This window comes from Seohaeicola nanhaiensis (assembly GCF_042654245.1).
Taxonomy (GTDB): Bacteria; Pseudomonadota; Alphaproteobacteria; order Rhodobacterales; family Rhodobacteraceae; genus Seohaeicola_A; species Seohaeicola_A nanhaiensis.
On sequence record NZ_JBHSGI010000024.1, the window covers coordinates 304,277 to 329,163 of the forward strand.

The 24,887-nt window shown below is 65.5% G+C and carries 19 protein-coding genes; 17 read left to right on the forward strand and 2 right to left on the reverse strand.

The features are described from left to right. The first annotated feature begins 136 nt into the window (after nt 1-136). Nucleotides 137-1,795, forward strand: coding sequence for an NAD+ synthase (locus tag ACFO5X_RS15955; RefSeq protein WP_380718658.1), 1,659 nt, complete (start codon nt 137-139; stop codon nt 1,793-1,795). Here the strand turns inward: ACFO5X_RS15955 and ACFO5X_RS15960 are convergent. Further along, on the reverse strand, nt 1,770-2,252 hold the full coding sequence (locus ACFO5X_RS15960; protein WP_380718660.1) for a GNAT family N-acetyltransferase: 483 nt from the start codon (nt 2,250-2,252) through the stop codon (nt 1,770-1,772). The genes ACFO5X_RS15955 and ACFO5X_RS15960 overlap by 26 nt on opposite strands. A gap of 112 nt (nt 2,253-2,364) precedes the next feature. On the opposite strand from ACFO5X_RS15960, the gene ACFO5X_RS15965 reads away from it, so the two are divergent. The 15 genes from ACFO5X_RS15965 (at nt 2,365) to ACFO5X_RS16035 (ending at nt 23,710) form a co-directional block, all read left to right on the forward strand. Then, nucleotides 2,365-4,134, forward strand: coding sequence for a hypothetical protein (locus ACFO5X_RS15965; RefSeq protein WP_380718662.1), 1,770 nt, complete (start codon nt 2,365-2,367; stop codon nt 4,132-4,134). Nucleotides 4,135-4,226: 92 nt separating this feature from the next. Beyond that, complete coding sequence (locus tag ACFO5X_RS15970) at nt 4,227-4,814, forward strand: heme NO-binding domain-containing protein (RefSeq protein ID WP_380719534.1); 588 nt, start codon at nt 4,227-4,229, stop codon at nt 4,812-4,814. Then, entirely contained in the window at nt 4,811-5,842 is a 1,032-nt protein-coding gene (locus ACFO5X_RS15975) for a diguanylate cyclase domain-containing protein (RefSeq protein WP_380718664.1), read from the forward strand. The genes ACFO5X_RS15970 and ACFO5X_RS15975 overlap by 4 nt, the downstream gene beginning before the upstream one ends. A gap of 69 nt (nt 5,843-5,911) precedes the next feature. Beyond that, entirely contained in the window at nt 5,912-6,397 is a 486-nt protein-coding gene (locus ACFO5X_RS15980) for a MaoC family dehydratase (RefSeq protein ID WP_380718666.1), read from the forward strand. Nucleotides 6,398-6,590: 193 nt separating this feature from the next. Next, a complete protein-coding gene (locus ACFO5X_RS15985; protein WP_380718668.1) occupies nt 6,591-7,286 on the forward strand; it encodes a hypothetical protein in 696 nt (231 codons plus the stop codon). A 4-nt stretch (nt 7,287-7,290) separates the two neighbouring features. After that, entirely contained in the window at nt 7,291-8,922 is a 1,632-nt protein-coding gene (locus ACFO5X_RS15990; protein WP_380718669.1) for a trypsin-like peptidase domain-containing protein, read from the forward strand. A 3-nt stretch (nt 8,923-8,925) separates the two neighbouring features. Continuing rightward, nucleotides 8,926-10,104 carry a hypothetical protein gene (locus tag ACFO5X_RS15995; RefSeq protein WP_380718670.1) on the forward strand — a complete coding sequence of 393 codons (1,179 nt, stop codon included), beginning with the start codon at nt 8,926-8,928 and terminating at the stop codon, nt 10,102-10,104. Between the two features lie 6 nt (nt 10,105-10,110). Continuing rightward, on the forward strand, nt 10,111-13,149 hold the full coding sequence (locus ACFO5X_RS16000; RefSeq protein ID WP_380718672.1) for a virulence factor SrfB: 3,039 nt from the start codon (nt 10,111-10,113) through the stop codon (nt 13,147-13,149). A gap of 14 nt (nt 13,150-13,163) precedes the next feature. Beyond that, nucleotides 13,164-15,779 carry a virulence factor SrfC family protein gene (locus tag ACFO5X_RS16005; RefSeq protein WP_380718674.1) on the forward strand — a complete coding sequence of 872 codons (2,616 nt, stop codon included), beginning with the start codon at nt 13,164-13,166 and terminating at the stop codon, nt 15,777-15,779. Then, complete coding sequence (locus tag ACFO5X_RS16010) at nt 15,776-16,864, forward strand: SEL1-like repeat protein (RefSeq protein WP_380718676.1); 1,089 nt, start codon at nt 15,776-15,778, stop codon at nt 16,862-16,864. Before ACFO5X_RS16005 ends, ACFO5X_RS16010 begins: the two co-directional genes overlap by 4 nt. Beyond that, entirely contained in the window at nt 16,848-18,758 is a 1,911-nt protein-coding gene (locus ACFO5X_RS16015) for a vWA domain-containing protein (protein WP_380718678.1), read from the forward strand. Before ACFO5X_RS16010 ends, ACFO5X_RS16015 begins: the two co-directional genes overlap by 17 nt. 6 nt (nt 18,759-18,764) lie before the next feature. After that, nucleotides 18,765-19,478, forward strand: a complete 714-nt coding sequence (locus tag ACFO5X_RS16020) for an ABC transporter ATP-binding protein (protein WP_380718680.1) — start codon at nt 18,765-18,767, stop codon at nt 19,476-19,478. Continuing rightward, entirely contained in the window at nt 19,472-20,668 is a 1,197-nt protein-coding gene (locus ACFO5X_RS16025; RefSeq protein WP_380718682.1) for an ABC transporter permease family protein, read from the forward strand. The genes ACFO5X_RS16020 and ACFO5X_RS16025 overlap by 7 nt, the downstream gene beginning before the upstream one ends. Further along, the gene (locus tag ACFO5X_RS16030) at nt 20,665-22,215 is read left to right on the forward strand and encodes a formylglycine-generating enzyme family protein (RefSeq protein WP_380718684.1); all 1,551 of its coding nucleotides are present in this window, start codon (nt 20,665-20,667) and stop codon (nt 22,213-22,215) included. The genes ACFO5X_RS16025 and ACFO5X_RS16030 overlap by 4 nt, the downstream gene beginning before the upstream one ends. A 187-nt stretch (nt 22,216-22,402) precedes the next feature. Further along, complete coding sequence (locus ACFO5X_RS16035) at nt 22,403-23,710, forward strand: peptidoglycan-binding domain-containing protein (RefSeq protein WP_380718686.1); 1,308 nt, start codon at nt 22,403-22,405, stop codon at nt 23,708-23,710. 56 nt (nt 23,711-23,766) lie between these two features. Here ACFO5X_RS16035 and ACFO5X_RS16040 read toward each other — a convergent pair whose 3' ends face one another. Continuing rightward, nucleotides 23,767-24,456 carry a 5-formyltetrahydrofolate cyclo-ligase gene (locus ACFO5X_RS16040; protein ID WP_380718688.1) on the reverse strand — a complete coding sequence of 230 codons (690 nt, stop codon included), beginning with the start codon at nt 24,454-24,456 and terminating at the stop codon, nt 23,767-23,769. Nucleotides 24,457-24,592: 136 nt separating this feature from the next. Between ACFO5X_RS16040 and ACFO5X_RS16045 the strand changes: the two genes are divergently transcribed. After that, the gene (locus ACFO5X_RS16045; RefSeq protein WP_380718691.1) at nt 24,593-24,868 is read left to right on the forward strand and encodes a DUF6522 family protein; all 276 of its coding nucleotides are present in this window, start codon (nt 24,593-24,595) and stop codon (nt 24,866-24,868) included. Nucleotides 24,869-24,887 lie beyond the last annotated feature (19 nt).

Consider the following 24,887-nt stretch of genomic DNA (forward strand, 5'->3'; position numbering starts at 1 on the left):
TGGCGCCGATCAAAGTGCGGCCCGCCGAAATTAGGCGAGCCTGCCGTTCGGAGCAACGCCTTTTGCCGCTATCGCCTTTTCTGCCCGGCACGATCTGCTAAAGGAAGCGGGACAACGACTTGAGACCGAGGGCAGGATGGCCGACCGTTTCCGCATGACACTGGCGCAGCTGAACCCCGTAGTGGGCGATCTGGCCGGGAATGCCGCCAAGGCGCGCGAGGCCTGGGAGGCCGCGCGTGAGGCCGACGCCGACATGGTGGCGCTGCCCGAGATGTTCATCACCGGCTACAACGCGCAGGATTTGGTGGTGAAACCGGCCTTCCATACCGCTGCCATCGAAGCCGTCCGCCAACTGGCGAAAGACTGCGCCGAAGGCCCCGCCATGGCGATCGGCGGCCCCTGGGTCGAAGGCGTCGAGTTGTTCAACGCCTATTTCATCCTGCGTGGCGGTCGCATCGTTTCGACTGTGCTCAAGCACCATCTGCCGAACGAAACCGTCTTCGATGAGGTCCGCATCTTCGATTCCGGCCCTATCGGCGGGCCCTATTCGGTGGGCAACACACGCATCGGCTCACCGATCTGCGAGGACGCCTGGCACGAGGACGTGGCCGAGACCCTGGCCGAGACCGGAGCCGAATTCCTGCTGGTCCCGAACGGATCGCCATACTATCGCAACAAGTTCGAGACCCGTCTCAATCATATGGTGGCCCGCGTGGTCGAGACCGGCTTGCCGCTGATCTATCTGAACATGGTGGGTGGCCAGGACGATCAGGTCTTCGATGGTGGCAGCTTTGCGCTCAACCCCGGCGGCGCCCTGGCCGTCCAGTTGCCGGTCTTCGACGAATGCATCGCCCATGTCGACCTTGAACGTGGCGAATCCGGCTGGCGTGTCTTGCCGGGCGAAGTTGCCGGCTTGCCCGATGCCTACGAACAGGACTATCGCGTCATGGTGCAGGCCCTGCGCGACTATTTGGCCAAGACCGGCTTCAAGAAAGTACTGCTTGGCCTTTCCGGCGGTGTCGATTCGGCCATCGTCGCGGCCATCGCCGCAGATGCCATCGGCCCCGAGAACGTCCGTTGTGTCATGCTGCCCTCGGAATACACCTCCGACCATTCGCTCGAAGACGCCGAGGCGGTCGCGAATGCCATCGGCTGCCGATACGATTATGTGCCGATCTCCGGCCCTCGCGCCGCGGTGACAGAGGCGCTGGCCCCGCTGTTCGAGGGCTTGAAACCCGACCTGACCGAGGAAAATATCCAGTCCCGCCTGCGCGGCCTGCTGCTGATGGCTATGTCCAACAAGTTCGGGGAGATGCTGCTGACCACCGGCAACAAATCCGAGGTCGCGGTCGGCTATGCAACGATCTATGGCGACATGGCCGGCGGCTATAACCCGATCAAGGATCTCTACAAGACCCGCGTGTTCGAGACCTGCCGCTGGAGGAACGCGAACCACCGCGACTGGATGATGGGTCCGGCGGGCGAGGTGATCCCGCCGCGCGTGATCGAAAAGCCGCCAAGCGCCGAGCTTCGCCCCGATCAGAAAGACAGCGACAGCCTGCCGGATTATCCCGAACTCGACGCAATCCTGAACATCCTGATCGAAAAGGATGGCTCGATCGCCGATTGCGTCGCCGCGGGCTTTGACCGCGCCACCGCTCAGAAGGTTGAGAGGCTGATCTATCTTAGCGAATACAAGCGTTTCCAGTCCGCGCCCGGCGCGCGCCTTACCGGCCGGGCCTTCTGGCTCGACCGGCGCTATCCCATCGTCAACCGCTGGCGCGATCCGACCTGACCGGCAGCTGCATGGTGATCGACGTGACCCGGTCATAGCCCTCGTGCGAGGTCTCGGCCGTTTTCACGAATCCCACACGCGCAAAGGCGGCATGATTTTCGACCAGTTCTATCCGCGTCTGCAATTCCACGGTGTCGAACCCCAGCGCCGCCGCCCGCTCGCGCGCGATGCCAACCAGCCGCGCGGCGAGCCCATTTCCCCGCGCAGAACCAGATACCGCCAGCTTGCCCAGATAAAGGCGCCCCGGCATTGGCGTCAGGAACATGCACGCGACAATCGGATCGCCCAGCGACCAGACCTCGCCCTCGCGACACTGGCGCTGGACCGCTTCAAGACCAAGGCGTTGCATCGACGAAGGCGGATCGACCCGGCCATCCATATACGCGAATTCGGCGCGGATCAGAGCCAGAACTTCTGGCAGGGCAGGGTCGTCGGGCAGGTGGCGGGTGGCGATCATCGGCGCTCTCCGGAAAGTCGGCGCATATGACGGCGTCAGGTCCAGTCACGCAAGAGGCTGGCCTCTGCGCCGCCCCGGCGGTTAACGTGCAGTCGCAATCCGGAGGCATGACATGACCAGCTCGGGCGACGACGGATCACGACGGCTCTGGCTGGCGGGTCTTGGCGCGCTGGCGGCGGTCGCTCTGCGCTATATCGGGCAGGCCTGGGACGATCCCACAGTCCCGCCCGGGCTGGCGCTGGCGCTGTTTGCCTTCGTCCTGACCCACGCCATCGTCGCGATGACGCTGACCGGCCCTCTTCCGGCCCTTCGCGCCCTGACCGGCGCGCTCTGGCTTTCGCTGCCGCTCACCGCCCTGATCTGCTGGGCCGGACACCGGTTCGACGCCGCGACCGACCTCGCCGACGATCCGGCGACAATCGTTGTCGCCGTGCTTCTTGTGTCCATTGTGACGCCCTTCTTGCTGGTCAGGCTTTCCGCGCCCGGACACTGGCGGGACCCCGCAAGACTGTTTGACGCCGCCTGGACGATGCACGTCCGCTTTCTCGCTGCCTGGCTGTTTGTAGGGACCGTCTGGGTCGCGCTGTTTCTGTCGGACACGCTTTTGTCGCTGGTCGATGTGACGCTGATCCGCGCCCTGATGCGGCACGAGAGTTTTGCCTTCGGACTGTCCGGCGCGGCGCTTGGCCTGGGACTCGCCGTGACATGGGAGCTGCGCGCGACCGTCTCGCCCTTTCTGGCCCTCCGTCTGCTGCGCCTGCTGATTCCTTTGGCGTTGGTGGTCGTGGTGGGCTTTTTGCTGGCGCTACCGTTTCGCGGCTTCTCCGGTCTCTTCAGCGAATTTTCGGCCGCTACCACCCTCATGGGTGTGGCACTGGTCGGCCTGACCCTGATCGCCTGCGCGCTGGACCGAGATGATGCCGACGCCGTTACCTCACCTCTTCTGCGCTGGTCGACGCGCGGCCTCGCGGCCTCGCTGCTTCTTATTGCGGCACTGGCGTTCTGGTCGGTTTCCCTTCGTGTAAGTCAACATGGCTGGACTCCGGACCGCCTTCTGGCGGCGGTATCGGCGGCGCTGCTGATGGCTTATGGCATCTCTTATTTCCTCGCCGCCGTTCAGGCGGGGTGGATGGCGCGAATCCGCAGCGCCAACGTTGGCTTGGCGCTGCTGGTCGCCGCTGTCGCCGCGCTCTGGTTCACACCCGTGCTGAACCCGCAGAGAATCGCGGCCGAGAGCCAGGTCGCGCGCTATCTCTCAGGCAAGACCAGCCTGAGCCGTCTGGCGCTTTGGGAGCTGGCGCATGATTGGGGCCGCGCCGGCAATGCGGCGCTCGAGAGACTGTCGGCGGTCGACGATCGCGCCGACCACGCCGAACTGATGACCCGTATTGCGGATGTGCGCGCGCAGACAAGCCGTTTTCGCTTTGACAAGCTCCTCAGGGACCGGGCGATGCCCCGCGCCGAGTGGAGCGAAAGGATTGCCGCCCGCATAACCGTGGTGCCTCAGGGGAGGGTAGATGCCCGGATGTTCGCGGCGCTCGATGCTGACCAGCTCGAACGGATCTCCCGCGGCTGCATGCGCAACCTGCCTGATGGACGCCCCGGCTGCGCCATGGTGCGCGGTCGATTTGCCGGTGCGAATGAGGAGGCGATGATCCTCTTCCTTGCGGAGGCCGGCGTCGTCTGGGTCCAGCATATGGTGATCTCCGATGGCGTTGCGCTGGACCTGCAACAGGTGACCCAGGTCGGCAAAAGCGAAACGCCCTTTCCGCGTCTCTGGCCGAAGGATCTGGCCGCGGTGCTCGACGGGAATTATGCGATCCGCCCGACCGGCCTGAACGCGCTTTGGATCGGCGAGCGTGGACTTCAGCCTTCGAACTGAACCGGGCCGAAAGCTACTTAAAATTGTCATCGTTTGCCCGGAATTAACCGGCAACGGGCATGGTGGCGCGCGAACCCATGGGAACCGCCACGATGCATGGCCTGATCAACTGCGCGATCCAGTCCTTCTTCTGTCATACCTACAGCCAGGACCGATGGCAGCGGGTGCTGCGCCACGTCGGACAGGACGTTTCGGGATTCGAAGCCATGCTGCTCTACGACGACAGCGTGACATTCGACGTTCTCGCCGGGGCCTGTGCTGAACTGGGCCGCAATCAGGCGGAGGTACTCGAGGATATCGGAACCTTCATCGTCTCGCATCCCGGCCTCGAGGCAGTGCGCCGCCTCTTGCGATTTGCCGGTGTTAACTATGTGGATTTCCTGCACTCTCTCGACGACCTTCCAGACCGCGTCCGCCTCGCCGTCGCCGATCTCTATTTGCCCGTGCTCGAATTGCGCGAACATACGGCGGGCCTGTACAGCCTGACCTGCGGCCCCGGTCTTCCCGGTTTCGGCAGCGTCATGATCGGCGTGCTGCGCGCCATGGCCGACGACTACGGCGCGCTGGTCATGCTAGATCACCGCGGCCACCACGATGGATGCGAGGTGATCTCCATCGCCCTGGTCGAATCCGCATACTCCGAAGGGCGCGGCTTCGATCTCGGGGCGCGCTCTGCATGAGCGAGGATCACGGCACCGACGTGCTGCTCGACGTGCTCTGCCCGATGCACGTCCGTATTGGCCCCGCCGGAGACATCCGTCGCGTCGGGCCGACGCTGCGCAAGCTGCGCCCGGACGAATTGGTGGGCCAGCGCTTTCTTGATGTCTTTGCGCTGAACCGTCCGCGCGCGATCACGTCGATCTACCAGCTTATGCAACGCAGCGGCGCAAAGCTGCACCTTCAGTTCCGCCGTGCGCCGTCTACCGGTCTCAAGGGGGTGATCGTCCCTCTGCCGCCGGGCGAGGGCGCCATCGTCGATCTGTCCTTCGGCTTTTCCGTGCTTGAGGCGGTGCGCGACTATGCGCTGACCAGCGCGGATTTTGCGGCTACCGACCTGACCATCGAATTGCTCTATCTGGTCGAGGCCAAGACCGCCGCGATGGATGCCTCGCACAAACTCAATCTGCGCCTTCAGGGGGCGATGATCGCCGCCGAGGAGCAGGCCTATACCGATATGCTGACCGGCCTGAAGAATCGCCGCGCGATGGATTTCGTCATGCAGCAGCTCATCGCCGAAGGCAGCCGTTTTTCCCTGATGCAGCTGGATCTCGATTTTTTCAAGGAGATCAACGATTCCATGGGCCATGCGGCCGGGGATCATGTGCTGCGCCATATGGCGCGCATCATGACCGAAGACAGCCGCGATTCCGATTGCGTCGCACGGGTCGGCGGCGACGAATTCGTCCTGATCTTCAAGCGTCTGGTCGATCGGGCCCGGCTCGAGGAACTGGCCGACCGGCTGATCGCCCGCATCCGCCAACCGATCGCCTACCAAGGCCGGGTTTGCCAGGTGTCGGTCAGCATCGGCATGGTGGTCACGCCCAAGGCCGGACGCCCCGATGCGGTGACGCTGCTCCATCAGGCCGATGTGGCGCTATATTCCGCCAAACATGCCGGCCGTGGCACGCACCGCTTTTACCGCCCCGGCATGACCTACGGCCCGGACGCCACCCTGCTGCCGCCGGCCTGCCGCTCGCGGCAGGACTGACGCCCCTTTTACACCAGCCCCTTCGCCCTGTATGTCCGACGTGAATGCGCGACAACAAGGGTCCGGTCCATGTCTGACAACCAACCGAAACTTCTGGGAACGGGCTTCTTCTGGCAGGACCTGTCCGTCGGCGCCCGGTTTCGCACCTACGGCCGCACGATCCGGGACGCCGATGTCTCGGCCTTCACCGCGCTCGTTGGGATGGTCGAGCCGCTGTTCACCGACGATGTCTACAGTGCGGCGCATTCGGCAATCAAAGGCCGTCTCGTTCCGGGGGCGCAGGTCTATGCCGTTGCCGAAGGTCTGGTGCTTGCGGCAACCGCCCATGGCACCGGCATGGCCTTCCTGCAGGCGTCGATGAACGTGCTTGGACCGACGCTCGCCGGGGACACCCTGCATGTGGAGTTCGAAGTGATCGAATCCCGCCCCGCAAGGAAAGACGGCCGCGGGCTGGTGCGCACGCGCAACCGGGTGATCAATCAGCGCGGCGAGGCTGTCATGGAATATGAGCCGCTGCGTCTGATGGCCGGCCGCGGAGATGCGCCGGCGGCCTGACCGCAACGGCGGAAACCCGCAAACCGCATCAGCGGGATCGCGCCGCCCTGTGGCATGACCCGGCCGATATCCGGCCTTGCAGGACCAAAGCCGCGCGGCATAGGGTCAACCCGTTGGAAATCGGGGTCAAACTCCTACCGCTCGGCCGCCGGATAATCGGCATACAGCGTCGGTCGGGGTTGAAGTGGGTGCCATGCGATCGGCGATAGCTCTTGTCGCGATCTTGCTCGTGATCCTGACGGCGGCGTCAGGATATCTGCTGTTGCAGGCCTGTGGCCTGCGCCTGCCGCTGTTCGGCACTGTTGTCTCGGCCTGCGAGGATGACTCCATCCTGGACAATCGCCGCCGCCTGACCGAAGAACTCGCCCGGTCCCGCGATCTTGCCGCCGAGGTCGCGGCGCTGGAGCGCGAGCTGGCGCTGAAGGTCTGCAAGGCCGAGCCGCCACCACCACCGCCACCACCTCCCCCTCCGCCGCCACCCGAGCCGGAAACGCCAAGCGGCCTGGCCCCGGATGCCTTTGAAGACAACGATATCTCGGTGATGGAAGGCTGCTGGGAGCTGTCCTCTCAATATGACGTGCGCGACATCCGCACCGGCCAGGTCACCAGTTTCCGAAGCTGGCAGATCTGCTTCGATGCTGCCGGCAACGGACGCGAGGTGATGCGCGCCACCGACGGAACCCGCTGCGAGGGTCGGCTCAGCGGCAATATTGCCGGCGGTCGGCTCAACATGCGCGAGCCCGGCAACCTGCAATGTTCCAACGGGTCGGAAATCTTCCGGCGCGACATCAGATGTGCGCTCGACGCCAACGGCTCGGCAAATTGCACCACCTACCAACCCGAGACCAACGGGCGCGGCAATGCCAAACTGCGTCGGGCAAGGAGATAGACCCATGGCCGATCATTTCCTGTCCAAGATCAAGGTAACCAACGCCGATTTCGTCGAGGCAGGGGGCAGCACTGCGCTGGAACGCCATGCCGAACTGCGCGCTCTCCTGGCCGATCGTGCCGGCCCCGAGGCCGCCGCGCTCTTTGCCGAGCCTCTGATCAGCCGCGGCAACGACGCTGCTGCGCCGACCATCAGCTGGTATACGGACCGCGCCGGCCCGGCGAAACCGCTCGCCGAGCTGCCCGCCGGCGAACGCGAACGGGTCGAACGCTGGCTGGCAGACCACCTTCGTCCGGTGCGCGCGCTGGCCGAGGATCCGGCGACCGCGCCGCTGGCGCAGGCAGCTCTGACGGTGATGGGAGAGGCCGATGTGCTGGTCGTGGGCGACCGGCCGGTGATCGTGAACTGGGGTCTGATGCCCGGCGGGAAGGGGGCCAATGCGACGGCCCGCCCGGCGCATTACGCGGCGACGCTCGGGCGGTTTTTGCCGTTGACCGGCGCACCCGCGCCGGAACCTGCCGCAAAGCCACGCGTCACACCTGTCGCTGCGCCTGTCGCGGCGCCGCAAAAGGAAGTCGTGCATCGCATCACGCCTCTCGCCTGGGTGCCGCTGGTGCTGCTCCTGCTGCTCGCCGCAGGCACGCTGGCCTGGCTTCTGACACCTGGCAGCCGCCTGTTCGCCACCGGTGCGCCGCCCTTTGTGACCGATGCCGCCATGCTCAAGGCCGCCGAGGCGGAAACCGCCGCCCTCCGCGAGCGCAAGGCGCAGATGGCCGAGGCCCTCGACGGCGCGGTCTGCCGAGCCGACGGCCAGCTGATCGTGCCGGGCGGCCTGACACCCGAGGGACTGACCCCGCCGCCCGAAGGCACGGCGCCGCCGGATCAGGCGTCCGCCGTGCCCGACGCCCTCCTGCCCAGCCGCCCCGACCGGGTGCTCACCGGCGAGGAAAGCCTGCTGGCCCTGATCGAGGCGCGTACCGTCATGGTGATCGCCGAAACCGGGGGGCGGGTTTCAACCGGGTCGGGGTTCTCTCTCGGGGGCGGCCTGATCGTCACCAATTTTCACGTTATCGAAGCCGCGCAGAACGGTCAGATCCTGGTCACCGGAAAAGCCCTCGCCAAGCCCATGCCGGCCGAGGTCGTCAAGACGCGCGGCCCGCTGTTCGACGCGGGCGGTGATTTCGCCCTTCTGAAGATCGCCGAAGTGGCCCTGCCGGCTTTCACCGTGCATGTTCCCTCCGCCTCGCTGAAGCTGACCAACGTGGTGGCCGCAGGCTATCCTGGGGACGTTCTGGAAACCGACGCGGCTTTTGCAGCGCTGAAGTCCGGCGATCTGGCCTCCGTGCCCGATCTCACCGTGACGGACGGCATCGTGAATACCGAACAGCAGCTTGGCCCGGACACCCACGTGCTGATGCACTCCGCCGCCCTGTCTTCGGGCAATTCCGGCGGACCGCTTGTCGACATGTGCGGGCGGCTGGTCGGCGTGAATACCTTCGTCCGGCAGGGCACCATGCAGAACCGGGGGTTCGCACTGACCTCCGGCGATCTGATGGCCTTCCTCGATGGCACCGCCGCCGCGCCGCAGCGCGATGCCGAGCCCTGCACGCCGCAGGTCGTCCGGTCCGGGAACTAGGCGATGTATCAAAGCCTGCTCGCCACCACCTCGACCGAAGGGCTGCAACCTCTGGGCACCCCGGCCCAGCGCTCTTTCGAACTGGTGAGCGGGGCGGTGCGCGCCCGCTTGAGCGACGACCATGCCGCAATCTTCGCCGAACCCGTGGCCGCGCAGCATGGCGAGGCGATCGACTGGCATTCGCCCCGCGAAGGCCGCGCGCTCACCCTGGAGGAACTGGACGAGCCCGAAAGCGAAGCGCTGAAGACGACCCTCGGCCGGATCGTGGCCGATATCCGCGCGGAGGCAGAAACGCTTTTGACGGCCGCGGCGCCAAACGACCAGCGCCTGGGCGAAGCGCTGCTGAACGCGTTGGAAATCCCCGGCGAGGACATGATCCGCGCGATACGTGACCCCTCCGGCGCGCTGCATCCGGTTCTGCTGCACTGGGCCTGGCTGCGCGACGAACAGCGCGCCGTGCGCGGCGTGCTGAGCGCGATGGTCGCGCGCCCGGCCGCTCCGGCCGCCGCACCACAACCTGACCGCCAGAATTCCGCATCGAACCTGTGGTGGCTGCTCCTCCTCGGATGGCTGCTGCTTGCCGCCTTGCTGGCCGCGATCCTGTGGCTGCTGATCCGGCCCTGCGGTCTCTGGGGCAGCGGTCCCGATTTCTGCCCCGTGCCACAGGCACGGATCGAAGCTGCTCTGACCGAAACCCGGGTCGCGCAGGATGAAGTTGCTGCATTGGAACGCGAACTGGCCCTGCTCGACCGGGGCTGCCAGCCGACCATTCCCGTGCTGCCGGCCGTGCCAGGCGGTCCGGGCGAGCCCGAACGAAAGGCCGCGCTGGACCGTGCGCGGACGCGTGGCGTGACACCTGGCCAGCTCACGTTCCTGCTCGAATGGCAGGGCAAGGCGGACATCGACCTAACCGTGACCTGTCCGGCCGGGGACGGCGCCGCCGGTTGCGGCGAAACCTCCTCGCTGCAGGCTGACGCGACAACTGAGCAACCGCTCGAAGCGGTCACTTTCGATCAGGCCCGTGCTGGACTTTACAAGGTCACCGCCCATCTCGCAGAGGGCGCGGGTGAAATCCCGGTCACCCTGCATATGTTTCGCCAAGATGGACCTTCGCAAAGCTATGCGGGTATGCTGGGGCCAAAGCAGGCCGATTGGACAACGAACATAAGTATTTCGAGGTAAGGCAGGATGAAGCATTCCAGACATCTGGCGCAGCTGACCGACTGGCGCGACGAAATCGCGCTGGTGCCGTGGTCCGGCACCCAGATGCTCGATTTCGGCTTTCGCCTCGATACGCTCGACCTGCGCCCGGCCCGCTTTATCGAACGCGTGGTCGGGGGCACCGAGGCGCATGAGGAATGGGCGCTTCTGCCCATGACCGGCGAGGCGGAGGCCGACGAGACGGTCGAGGCCGGCGCGCGTCCCGATGACGACGAATATTCAGTGCGCCCGGTTGCGGCGCTGGAACCCTTCCTCGAGAAATGGGTGCCGGTGCCGGTGCTGCGCATCAAGAACGACCGCGGGGCGGGCGGGGAAGAACGCTTTGACCCCGGCCCGACTGCATGGGCGCGGCTACGCGTCGTCGAACTCGACGAACCCGACCCCGACACCGGCCACACGCACCGCGTGCAGCTTGCGCTCGACACCGCGCTCTCGGACGCCGACAGCCTGACTTACGTCGCGCCCGAACGTGCCGATGCGGAAAAGGCCCGCGACTTCCGCTTCGTGTCTGATCCGGCGCGCATGGACTGGTTCCTGCGGCGATTGGAGCCGGACACCAACGGCGAGGTTCTCGACCTTCAGAAATGGGTCTCGGACTGGCTGGACGACCTGTTCATGGCCTTCAAGCGGGCCGAGCGCCCGGGCCGCAAGATCACCCACGAGGCGCTGCCGCACCGGTTCGAGCACTGGGCGCGCTACCTGGCCTTCCTGCGCCTGATCGACCATGCGGTGAAAATCCCGAAGATCCGGTTTGCCAACACCGTCAGCACCCGCGAAGGCGTCACGCCGGTCGAGGTGGAACTGGTGCTGGACGTGGGCAATTCGCGCACCTGCGGCATCCTGATCGAACGCTTCCCGGGCGAGATGAAACTCGATCTGGCGCGGTCGTTCCCTCTCGAGGTACGCGACCTCTCGCGCCCCGAATTCAGCTATTCCGGCCTCTTCGACTCCCGTGTCGAATTCTCCGAACACCGCATGGGTGACGAACGCTTCGCCTCGCGGTCGGGACGGCGCAACGCCTTTCTCTGGCCCTCCATCGTGCGGATCGGTCCCGAGGCGCTGCGGCTGGTCGCCGGCGAAGAGGGGACCGAGACAGCCTCGGGCCTGTCCTCGCCCAAGCGGTATCTCTGGGATGACCAGCCGGTTCAGCAGGACTGGCGGTTTCACCACCATTCCGACCCCAACAACCTGCCGAAATCCCTCCGCGCCGCCATGCGCCACCTGAACGAGGCGGGCGACGTGCTGGCGCAGATCAAGGCGGACGAGGCCGCGCGTCTGCGCCCGCGCGGTAAAACGCCGATGACCCCGGCGATCCGGCCCCGGTTCGCACGTGCCTCGCTCTTCGGCTTCATGCTGGCCGAGATCATCGCCCATGCCCTGATCCAGGTGAATGCCCCCGGTGCCCGAGCCCGACGAGCGCAATCCGAACTGCCGCGTCACCTCGACCGGATCATCCTGACCCTGCCAACCGCCACCACGGCGCAGGAACAGGCCATTATCCGCTCCAAGGCCAAGGGCGCGCTGGAGCTGGTCTGGACCATGCTTGGCCTGAAAGACGGCGAAAGCAGCATCAGCCGCAAGCCCGAGTTGATCGTGGAATGGGACGAGGCAAGCTGCACCCAGCTGGTTTGGCTCTATTCGGAACTGACGCAGAAATTCGATGGCCGCATCGACCGCTTCCTGCGTCTCAAGGGCCGCGATCGCGACGGCGAACCGTCGCTGCGGCTCGCGTGCATCGACATCGGCGGCGGCACCACCGACCTGATGGTCACGACCTACACCGGCGAGGCGGGACGCGTCCTGCACCCCGAACAGAACTTCCGCGAAGGGTTCCGCGTGGCCGGCGACGAACTGCTGCAACGGCTGATCGCCAGCGTGATCCTTCCCGGCATCCAGCGTGCCATCGAAGCCGCCGGCGGCCGTTTCGCCGGTGACAAGCTGCGCGAACTCTTTGCCGGCGACATCGGCGGTCTGGACCAGCAAAGCGTCCAGAAACGCCGCCAGTTCGCTTTGCGCGTTCTGTTGCCGTTGGCGGTCGCCATCCTGAAGGCCAGCGAAACCGCCGACGAAGACGCTCCCATCACCCTTCGCGTCCGCGATGCCCTGCCGGATGGAGATCTTCCCGAAAGCTTATTTGCCTATATCGAGGACGCGGCCGCGGGCCTTGGCGCCGTCGATTTCCATCTTGCCGACGTGGAGTTGACGCTCAACCGCGAAGATGTGGACGCCGCCGCACGCGAGGTGTTCCAGCAGGCGCTCTCCAACATGGCCGAAGTGATCCAGCATCTGGGCGTGGATGTCGTGCTGCTCACCGGCCGCCCCTCGCGCCTGCCGGCGGTGCGCGCCATCCTGGAAGAGATGCTCGTCGTCCCGCCGCACCGCCTGATCTCGATGCACGCCTACAAGACCGGGCGCTGGTATCCCTTCCGCGATCCCGTCACCCAGCGCATCGGCGATCCGAAATCGACGGTCGCAGTCGGCGGCATGCTGATCGCGCTCAGCGAATCCCGCATTCCCAACTTCAAGGTCACGACCTCTGCCTTCCGGATGCAATCCACCGCCCGCTATATCGGCGAAATGGACAGCTCGGGCCAGATCATGTCCGACAGGGTGCTTTTCCAGAACGTCGACCTCGACGCGAAGAAGACGGATCGCGACCTGCTGGCGCATCTGACGATGTATACGCCCGTTTACCTCGGCGCCCGCCAGCTTCCGCTGGAACGCTGGACCACGACACCGCTCTACCGGCTGGATTTTGCCACCCCGGCCGCCGAAGCCCGCGCGCCGCTCAGGGTAACGTTCGAGCGGACGGAGTTCGACGAGGACCCGGAATTCGAGACATCCGACTCCGTTCTGCGCCGCGAAGCCATGCGCGAGGCCTTCGCGGTGACAGAACTGGAGGACGCCGAAGGCACCGCAATGAAACCGAGTGAAGTGAGACTGCGTTTACAGACACTGGGCTTCGCCGACGAATACTGGATCGACACTGGCCTGTTCAGGCTGTGAAAGGGCAAGAACGGATGGCGACGCAGGACCAGCAGAAACTCGCAGCCGATTGCACTGCGGTGGCCGATGCCACCGAGCAAGCGCTCGCTTGGGTCGAAACCCCAGGCAACGCCGCGATGATCGGAGCCGAGGCACGGTCTCTCACGCAGATGATGCGCAAGGGCCTGCGCCGCGCGCGCCGGCTGGCTCAGGCGGCAGAAAAACCCATGTCTGTCAGTGTTTTCGGTCCCAGTCAGGCGGGAAAGTCCTTCCTCGTTTCTGTGCTGGCCCGCCCCGAAGGAGGCCGGCTGGTGGGCGATTTCCCCACGCGCCGACTCGATTATATCTCCGAGGTGAACCCTGAGGGAGAAGGTGAAAGCACCGGCCTCGTCACCCGTTTCACCATGCGCCGCGAGCCGACGCCCGACGGGTTTCCGGTCAAGCTCACGCTGCTCAGCGAAGCAGACATCATTCGCACGATCGTGAATTCGTTCTTCAACGACGGCGACGAATCCGAAGTTCCGCCCGAACCCGCCGAACTCTCCGCGCATCTCGATGCCTTCAAGGCTAGGGCAGGGGCCGCGCGGCCCGGCCTCGACGCCGACGCGGTGCACGAGATCGGCGAATATATCGACAGCGTCTTCCGCAAGTCCGCCTATGCTGCCGCCCTGAAACCCTTCTGGGACGAAGCCGCCGAGATCGCGCCGCGCCTCACCGTTCAGGACCGCGCCGCCTTCTTCGCGATCCTCTGGGGCCGCCACGATGCAATGGGCGACCTCTACCAGCAACTGGCCAACGCGCTGGCACATCTCGACCACTCGGCCACCGTTCACGTCACCCTCGACGCCCTCACCCCGCGCGAGCAATCCATCATCGACGTCAAGACCCTCGCCGGACTGCGTGGCACGCCTGTCGGTCCGCCGCTGAGTGTGCTGACAGAGGCAGGACGCACGCTTCAGATGCCCCGGGCCGAACTCTGTGCCCTGGCTGCCGAACTTGTCTTCCCGATGGCCGAACAGCCCTCCGAACTTTTCGGACGCACCGACCTGCTCGACTTCCCAGGCGCCCGCAACCGGTTCGAAGAGCCGCTGTCCAAGACGCTGCAGAACCTTGACAAGAACCTTCACGAACTGCTGCTGCGGGGCAAGGTCGCCTATCTCTTCGACCGCTACGTCGAAAACCAGGAAATCACCTCCATGCTGCTCTGCGTCCCTGGCAGCAATATGGAAACGCTCGACCTTCCGGGGCTGGTGGACAACTGGATCGCCCTCACGCACGGCCGCACGCCGGAACAGCGCGCCCAAAGCGACAACGTGCTGTTCTTCGTCCTGACCAAGTTCGACATGCAACTCGCCGACAGCGCGGCCGAAGGCGGCGCGGTTACCCGGTTCGAGCGACGTATGAAAGCCTCGCTGCTCGAGCGCTTCGGTCGTGGGCAGGACGGCTGGGTCGAGGAATGGGCGCCAGGACAGCCGTTCGACAACTGCTACTGGCTGCGCAACCCCAACTATTTCGTCGATGGCCTGATCGACTATGACGAAAACCGGCGGGAACTGCGCCTGCGCCCCGACAAGGAGGCCCGCATCGCCGAACTGCGCGAGGGCTCCCTTGCCGCCGAACCGGTGCAGCGCCATTTCCGCGATCCCGCTGCCGCGTGGGACGCCGCCCTGTCGCTCAACGACGGCGGTGTGACCTACCTCACTGATGCCCTGGCCCGCGTCTGCAAGCCCGACAGCAAGCTGCGCCAGATCAGGGTGCAGCTCGACGAGATCGCCGCAAAGGTCACGCAGGCTCTCGCTCCCTTCCACGTCTCCGACGATGTCGAACAGCGCATCGCCGAAGCGCAGGAAGCCGTGACCGCGGTGATCGACGACCTCGAACAGGCGCTCGCCCGCCACCGTTTCGGCGCGGTGCTGTCGGCACTCATGGTCGACCAGGACGAAATCGAGGGGCGTATCGCCCGGGTGCCCAGCTCGGTCCGCATCACCTCTGCCGTCAGCGCAGCCAGCGCCGAGCCCGGAGTCGCTGCCGGTCCGGCGCGCCCGGGCCGCCCGGCACGGCCAAGAGCCGCCAGCACAAGTGACATCCGAACGATGACGCTGGAACAGTTTCAGGCCGAAACCGCGCTCGAGGCGTGGATCGACCGGCTCAAGGCCTTCCGCGACGACCGCGCCCTGCGCGCGGCCTGGGGGATCACCGACAGCCCGGCCTCGGATCTGGTCACCGGCCTGATCCACGCCGCGCGCCGGACACATCTGTCGCGGCGCACCGCGGCCGAGATTGCAGCGGTTAATTTCGGCCTCAACGTCGAGAAACAGGCACAGCCTGCATCCATCATCGGCGCAGAAGAGATCAACGCCTTTGTCGCGACACTGGGCATGCGCGACCTTCCCACCTCCGAGCGTCCGAAGGTCCAAACAGCAACCGGACTGCGTCCGGTCTTCACCGAAGTCGAATCCCATGACAGCGTCGACACCCTGCCATCCCGTGCCGCCAACGTGGCCGAGGCGACCTGGAGCGACTGGGTGTTTGCCCTGGACGCGCTCTTTGTCGCCAACGCCAAGGACGGGGCCGGCGGCGAGATCGACATCGAACAGAACCTTGCGCTTGGCCGCATCCTCGGCGCGCTGAACGGCAACGGCGGCCCATGACCTTGATCGTTCACCCCGATCCACAGGAAAAGGCTGGCGGATTTGCCTTTCTGGAGCTGATGGAGGGCACCCTAAAGGGCGACACGGTCAGTGTGGCGGTTTTCGATGCCTACGGCGAGCGCTGGCTTGCTGCCGACGAGGCCCCCGGCGCGCAGATCGGTATCGGCAACCCTCATTGGCAGCAGGAACGCTTCGAGTTCGGTCCCTACACGGTGTATCGTCACGAAGGTGCGGACTGGGTGCACATCGGTCCCGAGATCGTGAACAAGGTCGAGGAATACGCGCCGCTCCGGATCAGCGTGGGTGGGAAGGACTATGACATTTCCTGGCCCGATGACGTCCCGCCTCGGGCCGGCGCGGCTGTGCTGGGTGGCATCCGGCCCGTGGCGCGCGTCAGCAAGCCCAGCGGTCAGCCACAGCTTGTCGGCCATGTCGAACCCGATACGGAGGAAGACACGGTGGTTTCGGCCCCGCCGGCACGCCCGGCGCCCGATCCCGAACCCGAGTCTGCGCCTGTTGTGCGGGCTGCCCCACGGCGCCGGAGCTTCTGGCTGCCTTTGCTACTGGTGTTGCTCCTTTTGGCGGGCGCCGCAGCCGCGTGGTGGTACTGGTCGCACGAAACCCAAACACCGGCCGAAACCGCTGTCGCGCCCCCAGCACCGGCGCCACAGCCCACACCGCAGCCCGTGGCCGCCGAAGCTGCCCCCCCGGTCGAAGCCTGCTCGCTGGCCACGCTCTCGGCCTTCCCCGATTTTCCGAGTTTCGACAAAGCACTGCGCCAATGCGGCAAGGACGTCAGCCCCGACACCGCGCTCGAGGTGATCGAGTCCCATGCCGCGCGCGATGACGCGGGCGCGCTTCTGCTGATTGGCACCCTGTACGACGAGAACAGCATCGATCCCCGGATCGAAACGCTGATCGGCCTGACCTTTGCACCGGACATCGCCCGCGCTGTCGAGTATTATGCCCGGGCGGCCAAGGCCGGTTCGACCGAGGCGCCGGCGAAACTCGTCGACGGATGTGCACGTCTGAAGGAGACGGATGGGACTTTGGCCAAGGGGGCGTATGATGATTTCTGCGGTTAGGACCATCGCGCTGGCGCTGGCGCTGGCATTGGCCGGCCCTGTCGTCCAGGCCCAGTCTGGCGCCCGCCCATTGCTGGTCGAGGGGCGCAAGACAGTCTACCAGCGCGTGCTGACCCGCCCCGATGCGCCCAGATACTCGGAAACGAATGGCGCGCCGGTCGCGGTCTATCCCGCTTTCCAGCCGCTCTATGTCTACGCGACCGAGCCCGGCTGGTACCAGATCGGCCGCTCGATCTCCTCCGGTCCCGAGGGCTGGGTGAAGGCCGACAGCGTCGTCGAGTGGAAACAGAACATCGTCGCCGCCTTCACCAATCCGGCCGGCCGTCAGCGTCAGGTCCTGTTCGATACCGAGCAGCGGCTCCACGCCGTGATGGAGGACAAGGGCCTGCCTGACGTCCAGGCACAGATCCTCGGCGAGGTACTTTCCGGCAATGTGCCCGCCGAACGCGGGGTGGTCGCCGCCGAACCTCCGGTTTTCGTCAATATCGTCGACCGGCTGTATTTGATGCCGATCCTCGATTTCGTGCAGGATCTGCACCCGATGAATTTCGAGGAAAACCTTCTGATGAAGGTTGCCTCGGTGCCGCTGCGCGAGGAGACTTCCGCAACCCCCGCAAAATCGGACAGTTTCGACGTCGGCATCGTTTTTGTCTTCGATACCACCTCGTCGATGGAACCCTATATTTCGCGCACCCAGGCCGCCGTCGAGAAGGTCGTGCGTGACATGGCCGGTACGGGCATTGGCGAAAAGGTCAATTTCGGAGTCGTCGCCTTCCGCGACAACACGGACGCGGCGCCGGGCCTGGAATATCGCACCCGCACCCTGCTGCCGCTGCAGCGCCGGTCCAGCCAGAACGAGGTTCTGGCCACCATCCGCGCCGCCACTAAGGTGGCCAGCGTCGATTCTCCCGGCTTCAACGAGGACAGCCTCGCCGGGGTCGAGGACGCCATCGACCTGACCGACTGGGACGGTGGCGGCGACCCCTTCGATGCGCGCATCGTCATCCTGATCACCGACGCTGGCCCCAAGCATCCCAACGACCCCAACGCCCGTTCGGCCATCGGCGCGAAGGAACTTCAGCGCGCCGCGCAGGACAAGGGCGTCGCGATCATGACCCTTCACCTCAAGACCGCGGTTCCGGGCGAGGCGGAACATGTCTACGCCGCCGGCGAATATCGCGACCTGTCGCGCTTCAACAACGACAGCTTCTACTATGGCATCGAGAACGGCTCGCCTGCCGCCTTCGAGGAGACGGTTCACCGCCTTGTCACTGCGATGTCCGACATCATCCGCGAGGCCCGCAGCGAAAAACCGATGATGCCCGCGGCGCAGAAGGGTCCGGAACTGGTCAACCTGGGCCTCGCCATGCGCCTTGCCTGGCTGGGCCGCACGCAGGGCACCGAAGCCCCGGACGTGATCGAAGGCTGGGTCTCGGAAAAGGCGATCGAGGATCCGACCAAACTCGCCATCGAGCCGCGCCTGCTGGTGACCAAGAACGAGATGGCCACCATGGCGGATCTGATCACGGAACTTCTGACGCTGGGCGAACAGGCCCGCGGCGCCGAGGATGCGGCCAGCTTCTTCACGCAGGTCCGCGACGTGGTCGCCCGGATGGCCCAGAACCCCGACCGGCTGGTCAATACCGACAGCAAAACTCTTGGCGGTGCGCTCGAATTCCTTGAAGATCTGCCCTACGAAAGCCAGCTCATGCTGACGACCGAAGAGCGCTGGGCGCAAAGCGCAATGAATCGTCGCCAGATCCTCGACGGAATGCGCCAGAAGCTGGTGCAATACCGCAAATGGCTGCTCAATCCCGATGTCTGGACCCCGCTCTATGACGGCGCCCCCGACGGCGAATACGTCTTCGCCATGCCCTTCGACGTATTGCCCTGAAACGCCATGGCGGGTTTGCGGCTGACCAACGGCAGGATCGACCTGCGCGACGGCGACCGCGCCTTCCGGCTTGAGGTGGATGTGCTGGCGCTCGCACCCGGCGAAACCGTCGCCCTGACTGGACCCAGCGGCTCGGGCAAGACGCTGCTGCTGGAACTGCTGGGCCTGCTGCGCGCGCCGGGGCGGGGCACCGCATACCACTCCGGCGAAAACGATCTCGCTGCGCTCTGGGAACAGGGCGCGCGCTCGGCCGCGCTCGCCCGGGGCAGGGGCCGCCTTTTCGGTTTTGTCCCCCAAACGGGCGGGCTGATGCCCTTCCTGACGGTGACCGAGAACGTCGCGCTGCCGCAGGCGATCTGCGACCGGCGCGATCCAGATCGCGTAAGTGACCTGATCGACCGGCTCGGCTTGACCGACGTAAGCCGGCTGCGCCCCGGCGCGCTCTCCATCGGTCAGCGACAGCGCACCGCCATCGCCCGCGCGCTGTCCCACCGCCCGCCCTTCATTGTCGCCGACGAACCCACCGCTGCACTCGACCCCGACAGCGCCGATCGCGTGCTCGACCTCTTGCTGGAAGCCGCGCGTCAGGACGGCACCGGTGTCATCCTCTCCTCGCATGACATTGCCCGGATGGAGCGCTTTGCCATTCCCCGCCGCGCTTTGGTTGTCGTCACCGAAGGCAATTCCGCAGTCAGCCGGCTCAAGGCTCCGGCATGCTGATCGCGGCCCTTGCCTGGCGCGACCTGATACGCGACCGCTTCTTCCTGCTCTGCAACGCCGCCGTGATGGTCGGCATCTTGGTGCCGCTCCTCGTTCTCTTCGGGGTCAAGAACGGCGTCTATGCCGCTCTCATCGGCCAGATGCTCGCCGATCCCGCCAATCTCCAGATCGACACCGCCGGCAACGCGACCCTGACCGAAGCCGAGATCGCCCCGCTGCGCACCTGGCCCGAGATCGCCTTTGTCACGCCCAAGGTGCGCACACAGTTCGACTACATGAATATCCGCGCCAAGGACGGTCGCCGAATGCGCCCGGCGCTGGTGATCCCGACGGGGGCAGGGGATCCCACATTGCCACCGGGCACAACATTGGAGGTAGGTGAAGTTGCCGTCAGCGCGCAACTCGCCCAGCAGCTCGACCTCAAGCCCGGCACTGAATTGCAAATGATCAGCCAGGCCGAGGATCGCCCGAAACAGCTGGTCTTGCCAGCGACAGTGGCGCTCGTTCTTCCGGAAACCGCCACCTCCGGCGCCGCTGTCCTTGCGCCCTTTGCAACGTTGGACCTGATCGAAGCCTTTTACGACAGCTACAGTCTTCCTGAGTATGGAATCGAGGGCAGAAAACCGCTCTCCGAACGTATCCCCGCCTACTCCGGTCTCCGCGTCTATGCCCGTTCGCTGGAAGGTCTGGCTTCACTTCAGTCCAGGATCGAGGCGCAGCTCGGAATTGGCACCACCGCCAACACCCGCGCCGTCGAGTCGCTGCTTGGCCTCGGGCGCAAGCTGAACCTCGCGCTCGCCGGCACAGCGGTGCTCGCGGCCATCGGGTTGGGGGCGGCGTTGGTACTGGGGTTCTGGTCCGAAGTGGCGCGCAAACGCTCTATTCTTGCCACCATTGCACTCCTCGGTGTTCCGGGGCGGAACCTCGCGTTGTTCCCTGTGGTTCAGGCGCTGATCACCGCTGCCCTCGGCCTGGTGCTCAGCTTCGCGCTCTACGCCCTCGCCGCGAGGGGCGCCGCCGAGCTGTTCGGCGAGGGAATGCCCGGCGAGGCGCCGCTGGCCGTCATCACGCCGCAGCAGGGCGCGCTGATCTCGCTCGCCGTGCTGATCCTGGTCGCGGTCGCAGCCGCCGCTGCGGCCTGGTCGGCGCAACGCCTCGATCCGGCCAGTGTTCTGCGGGAGGCCGCGTGATCCGTCTTCTCGCCACACTCGCCCTGATCGCAACCCAGACCCAGGCCCAGGACTGGCCGCAGGAGTATTACGATCCGGCCACCGGCGGCGCGCCTGCCGACCTGATCCTGCCGATGCCCTGCGGCGGCGCGATGGCCTTCCAGAAGGTGACGGTTCCCGTCGATGCCTCCGATCCGCTCGCCGACCGCCGCGTCCGCCTTGGCCAGACACTCGACGAAACCGGCTATTCCGACTACCTCAATCCCGCCTTCCTGCGTGGCAGTTTCACCGATCCGCAGACCGCAACCACCTTCTTCTACATCGCGCGCTACGAACTGACCCAGGGTCAGTATCGCGCCCTGAGCGGTGACTGCACCGAACCCGACCGTACCGACCGCGTCGCCAAGGGCGGCCTCTCCTGGTTCGACGCCGTTTCCCTGGCGCAGACATATTCCCAATGGTTGATCGGCGAGCGCCCCACCGCGCTTCCCGTAGAAGACGGCGTCCCGGCCTTTGTCCGTCTGCCGACAGAGGCGGAATGGGAATACGCCACCCGAGGCGGCGCCCGTATCGACCCGACGCGTTTCCCCGATCGCAGCTTTTTTGGCGATGGCGACCTGCGCGACTATGCGCGCCACCAGGCTTCCGGCTCGTCGCGAGGCACCATTGGTCCGGTCGGTCTGAAACAGCCGAACCCGCTTGGGCTCTACGACGTCTATGGAAACGCCGAAGAGCTGATGCTCGAGCCCTTCCGCCTCAACGCAGTAGGCCGCGCGGGCGGTCAGGTTGGAGGCATCGTCACGCGGGGCGGCTCGGTCCTGTCCACGGCCGATCAGATCTATTCCGCACAGCGAACCGAATATCCGCCCTTCGATCCGGCCACAGGCGCGCCGCTGGCCGGCGTGACCTTCGGTCTCCGGCTGGTCCTCGCAACCCATATCGCCACCTCCGATGCGCATCTGCGCGCCATCCAGAAGCGCTGGGCCGAACTCGCCGGCACGGAACCGGACACCGCAATCGCCGAGGCCGACCCGCTGGTCCTGCTCTCGGATCTGATCGAGGCCGAGGTTGATCCGGGCCGCCAGAACGCCCTGAACGAGTTAAAGCTCCAATTCCGCCGCGCTGGAGACCGGGCTCAGACGGCGCAGTCGCAATCGGCCCGCGCGACCCTTCTGGCCGGGGCGGTCTTCGTCGAATCTCTCGATGGCAACGCGGCGGCCATCGCCGCCAAGGCGGCGAATATCCGCATGCTGGTCGACCTCCAGCGCGCCGGCAATCAAAGCCCCTTCTACGCCCGGCAGGTGGAAAAGCACGTGACCGAAATCGGCGATCTCCGCGCAGTCCAGTCGACCTACCTCCTGTCCTATCGCACCGCACTGGAATCGCTGAACGCCGATATTTCCCCCAGTCTGCGCGAATCCGCCTATGCGGTCCTGCGGGAAGAAATGTCGCTGGCCGGTCGATCTTCACTGCTGAAGACGCTGGATCGCTTCTGGCTTGACGTTCTTGCCTACCCTGCGCGCCCCGATCTTGGACCCGACGAACTCCTGGAACTCGCGCTCGATTGAAAGTGCGGTAAACGTTACTTTCTTAAAGCGGCGGTTTCGCGTAGACTTGCGAAGCAAGCGGTGTGTCAGGCTTGACATATGGCCATTCATTTGTTCGGCTGGTCGTTGGCCTGCTGATCGCGGTTCGTAAGCTGTGACCCCGCCCGTTCAGGCAACTGGCGGATTTCTGCCCCGGAGGTTTTTGAATATGTTGAAACGCAATCTTTGTTCCTCGCTCATCATGGCCGCGATGGTCGCCGTTCCTGTCCAGAAGGCGCAGGCGGGCGATGCCGGGGCCGCATTGGGCGGTCTGATCCTAGGCGGGATCATCGTCAACGAATTGAACAAGAACAAACAACGCCAGCGCACGGTCTATCGCGCGGCGCCGTCCTATTCGGCCGCGCGGGAAGAGAACCGCCAAATCCAGACCGCGCTGAACTACTTTGGCTACAACGCTGGCTCGCCCGATGGTGTGATGGGCAGCCGGTCGCGCTCGGCGGTCTCGCAATATCAGGCGCAGATGGGCTTCACGCCCGATGGCCGGATCGACCCCTACGAGCGCGATTTCCTGCTCGGCTCCTATCAGCGCGCTCTCTCCAGCTCGCATGTCGCGCCCTACAACCAGATTATGGCGTCCCAGGGCCCATCTGGCCTGCTGCGCACCTATCGCAACGAGCAACTCGGCATTTCGACCACCGCGGCCCAGGCTGCGCCTGTTCCGGCACCGGCTCCTGCGCCGATGCCCGCTCCGGTTGCCACGTCTGCTCCGGCCCCCGCGCCGGTTCCCCAACCGGTCGCACCCGCAGCGCCACAGCCTGTAACCGCACGCCAGGAAAACGCCTCGCTGCCTGCTTTCACCTTCGGTCAAAGCGACCGTTCGGTGAACGAGCATTGCAACCAGATCAATGTGCTGACAGCGGCCAATGGCGGGATTACCGCGCCGGGCCGCGTCAAGGACAAGGAATTCGCTCTGAACGAACAATTCTGCCTCGCACGCACCCACGCGATGGCCGAAAGCACCTCGATCACCGCGACGATCCCCAACATGACAGACGCTCAGATCGAACAGCAGTGCGAAGGCCTCGCGCAGGTCATTGCGCCGCAACTTACCAGCCTGTCCACATCGCGTCCGGATCAGGTCATCGCCGATACCTCGGCCGTGATCCAAAGCTCGGGCCAGCCGATCCAGCAGCTCGCCTCCGGCGGCAAGGTCTGCCTCGGTGTCGGTTATCGGACGGACAATGCCCAGATGGCGCTGGCGTCGGCTGTGCTGCTGGCAGCAGCAGGACAGCTTGGTTATGGCGAAGTGATCAGCCACCATATGCGTGAAGGCTTCGGAACCGCAAAAGCCGATCCGGCGGGGTCGAACGCCTGGATGCAGATGGCCCTCGAGTCGGTCACCTCGACCGCAGGCGCCGCCGTCATGGGGCAGTCGCCCGACCGCGTTGCCGTGCTTCAGGACGCAACCGTCGGTGGCGGCTCCGCGGCCCTGCCGGCCTTCCCGGCCAAGAACTGATTTTCGGCCAGTTAGGGAATTGCGCGCCCGCCCCGACAGGGGCGGGCGTTTGCGTTCTACGGCAGACCGGCCTCGGTCAGGATCAGATCCAGCCGGATATCGTGAGGTTGGGGAAAAATCGTCGCCAGGCGCGCACTTGCGTAGCCGATCCCGATGGCAAAGGGGCGTGGTCGCAGCACCGCCAGGGTCCGGTCAAAATATCCGCCGCCATAACCCAGCCGGTAGCCGTCCTCGGACCATCCGACCAAGGGCGCCAGAGCGATCTCGGGGTGGATTTGATCCGCCTCCGGCGGCGGCACCGGAATGTTCCAGTCGCCCCGCACCATCCTCGTCTCGGGGGTCCAGACGCGAAAGATCAGCGGTGCGTGCTTGGTTTCGACGATTGGCAGGGCCACGTTAAAACCCGCCTGATGCAACTCTAGCATCAGCGGTCGCAGATCGGGCTCGCCCTTGATCGGCCAATAGGCGGAAACCGCCCGCCCAGGCGCGACAGCCAAGTGATCTCTCAGCACCTGTCGCAACTGTCCCGCAATCGCAAGACTGGCCGCTTGTCGCGTACTGACCGGCAGCGCCAGCCGTTCGGCCCGCAACCGGGCGCGCTCTGCCTTGCGCCAGCGCATTACATCGCGCGCCTGTTCGGGATCGACCGCCAGTGGGTCGAAATAATCGGGTGCGATCTCGGCGGCAAGGCAGGGGGGCGAGGTGAACCCCTTGCGACCCGTGTCGTCGTCGGGATCGTCGCTCATGACTGCGCTCCCCACCAACCCGGCGGCCCCCGTTGCGGCATCCGGTTTGCAAACCTGCATAGGTTCGTTAAAGGAGGCTGTAAATGCCCGGAGTCTGGGCGCAGCCCGGAAGGCGCGTCACCATGGCGAGGATCGCATGAGCGAAGTCGAACGCGACGGCGACGGTTTTGTCGTCGATGCCGCTCTGCTCGCCGCCGCCTTCGGGCGTTCGGTCACGCAGGTCCGTGCCTTCATGACGAATGGCCGCATCACCACCCGCAGCGAAACCGGCACCGACGCGGATGCCGGGCGCTGGAGGCTGACCTTCTATCACGACGGACGTGCCTTCCGTCTGACAGTCGATGGACAGGGCAACATCCTGTCCCGCGCGACCTTCGATGCCCGCGATCCGCGCCCGTCGGCGGCGCCCTGACAAAGCCATTTCCCCGCGA

What these genes read in the sequence shown, in the direction of transcription:
- ACFO5X_RS15995 (WP_380718670.1), top strand. Translation starts at nt 8,926, where the DNA reads ATGTATCAAAGCCTGCTCGCCACCACCTCGACCGAAGGGCTGCAACCT.
- ACFO5X_RS15960 (WP_380718660.1), bottom strand. Translation starts at nt 2,252, where the DNA reads ATGATCGCCACCCGCCACCTGCCCGACGACCCTGCCCTGCCAGAAGTT.
- ACFO5X_RS16040 (WP_380718688.1), bottom strand. Translation starts at nt 24,456, where the DNA reads ATGAGCGACGATCCCGACGACGACACGGGTCGCAAGGGGTTCACCTCG.
- ACFO5X_RS16045 (WP_380718691.1), top strand. Translation starts at nt 24,593, where the DNA reads ATGAGCGAAGTCGAACGCGACGGCGACGGTTTTGTCGTCGATGCCGCT.
- ACFO5X_RS16020 (WP_380718680.1), top strand. Translation starts at nt 18,765, where the DNA reads ATGGCGGGTTTGCGGCTGACCAACGGCAGGATCGACCTGCGCGACGGC.
- ACFO5X_RS15975 (WP_380718664.1), top strand. Translation starts at nt 4,811, where the DNA reads ATGAGCGAGGATCACGGCACCGACGTGCTGCTCGACGTGCTCTGCCCG.
- ACFO5X_RS15980 (WP_380718666.1), top strand. Translation starts at nt 5,912, where the DNA reads ATGTCTGACAACCAACCGAAACTTCTGGGAACGGGCTTCTTCTGGCAG.
- ACFO5X_RS16015 (WP_380718678.1), top strand. Translation starts at nt 16,848, where the DNA reads ATGATTTCTGCGGTTAGGACCATCGCGCTGGCGCTGGCGCTGGCATTG.
- ACFO5X_RS15965 (WP_380718662.1), top strand. Translation starts at nt 2,365, where the DNA reads ATGACCAGCTCGGGCGACGACGGATCACGACGGCTCTGGCTGGCGGGT.
- ACFO5X_RS15955 (WP_380718658.1), top strand. Translation starts at nt 137, where the DNA reads ATGGCCGACCGTTTCCGCATGACACTGGCGCAGCTGAACCCCGTAGTG.
- ACFO5X_RS16000 (WP_380718672.1), top strand. Translation starts at nt 10,111, where the DNA reads ATGAAGCATTCCAGACATCTGGCGCAGCTGACCGACTGGCGCGACGAA.
- ACFO5X_RS16035 (WP_380718686.1), top strand. Translation starts at nt 22,403, where the DNA reads ATGTTGAAACGCAATCTTTGTTCCTCGCTCATCATGGCCGCGATGGTC.
- ACFO5X_RS16025 (WP_380718682.1), top strand. Translation starts at nt 19,472, where the DNA reads ATGCTGATCGCGGCCCTTGCCTGGCGCGACCTGATACGCGACCGCTTC.
- ACFO5X_RS16010 (WP_380718676.1), top strand. Translation starts at nt 15,776, where the DNA reads ATGACCTTGATCGTTCACCCCGATCCACAGGAAAAGGCTGGCGGATTT.
- ACFO5X_RS15990 (WP_380718669.1), top strand. Translation starts at nt 7,291, where the DNA reads ATGGCCGATCATTTCCTGTCCAAGATCAAGGTAACCAACGCCGATTTC.
- ACFO5X_RS16005 (WP_380718674.1), top strand. Translation starts at nt 13,164, where the DNA reads ATGGCGACGCAGGACCAGCAGAAACTCGCAGCCGATTGCACTGCGGTG.
- ACFO5X_RS15970 (WP_380719534.1), top strand. Translation starts at nt 4,227, where the DNA reads ATGCATGGCCTGATCAACTGCGCGATCCAGTCCTTCTTCTGTCATACC.
- ACFO5X_RS15985 (WP_380718668.1), top strand. Translation starts at nt 6,591, where the DNA reads ATGCGATCGGCGATAGCTCTTGTCGCGATCTTGCTCGTGATCCTGACG.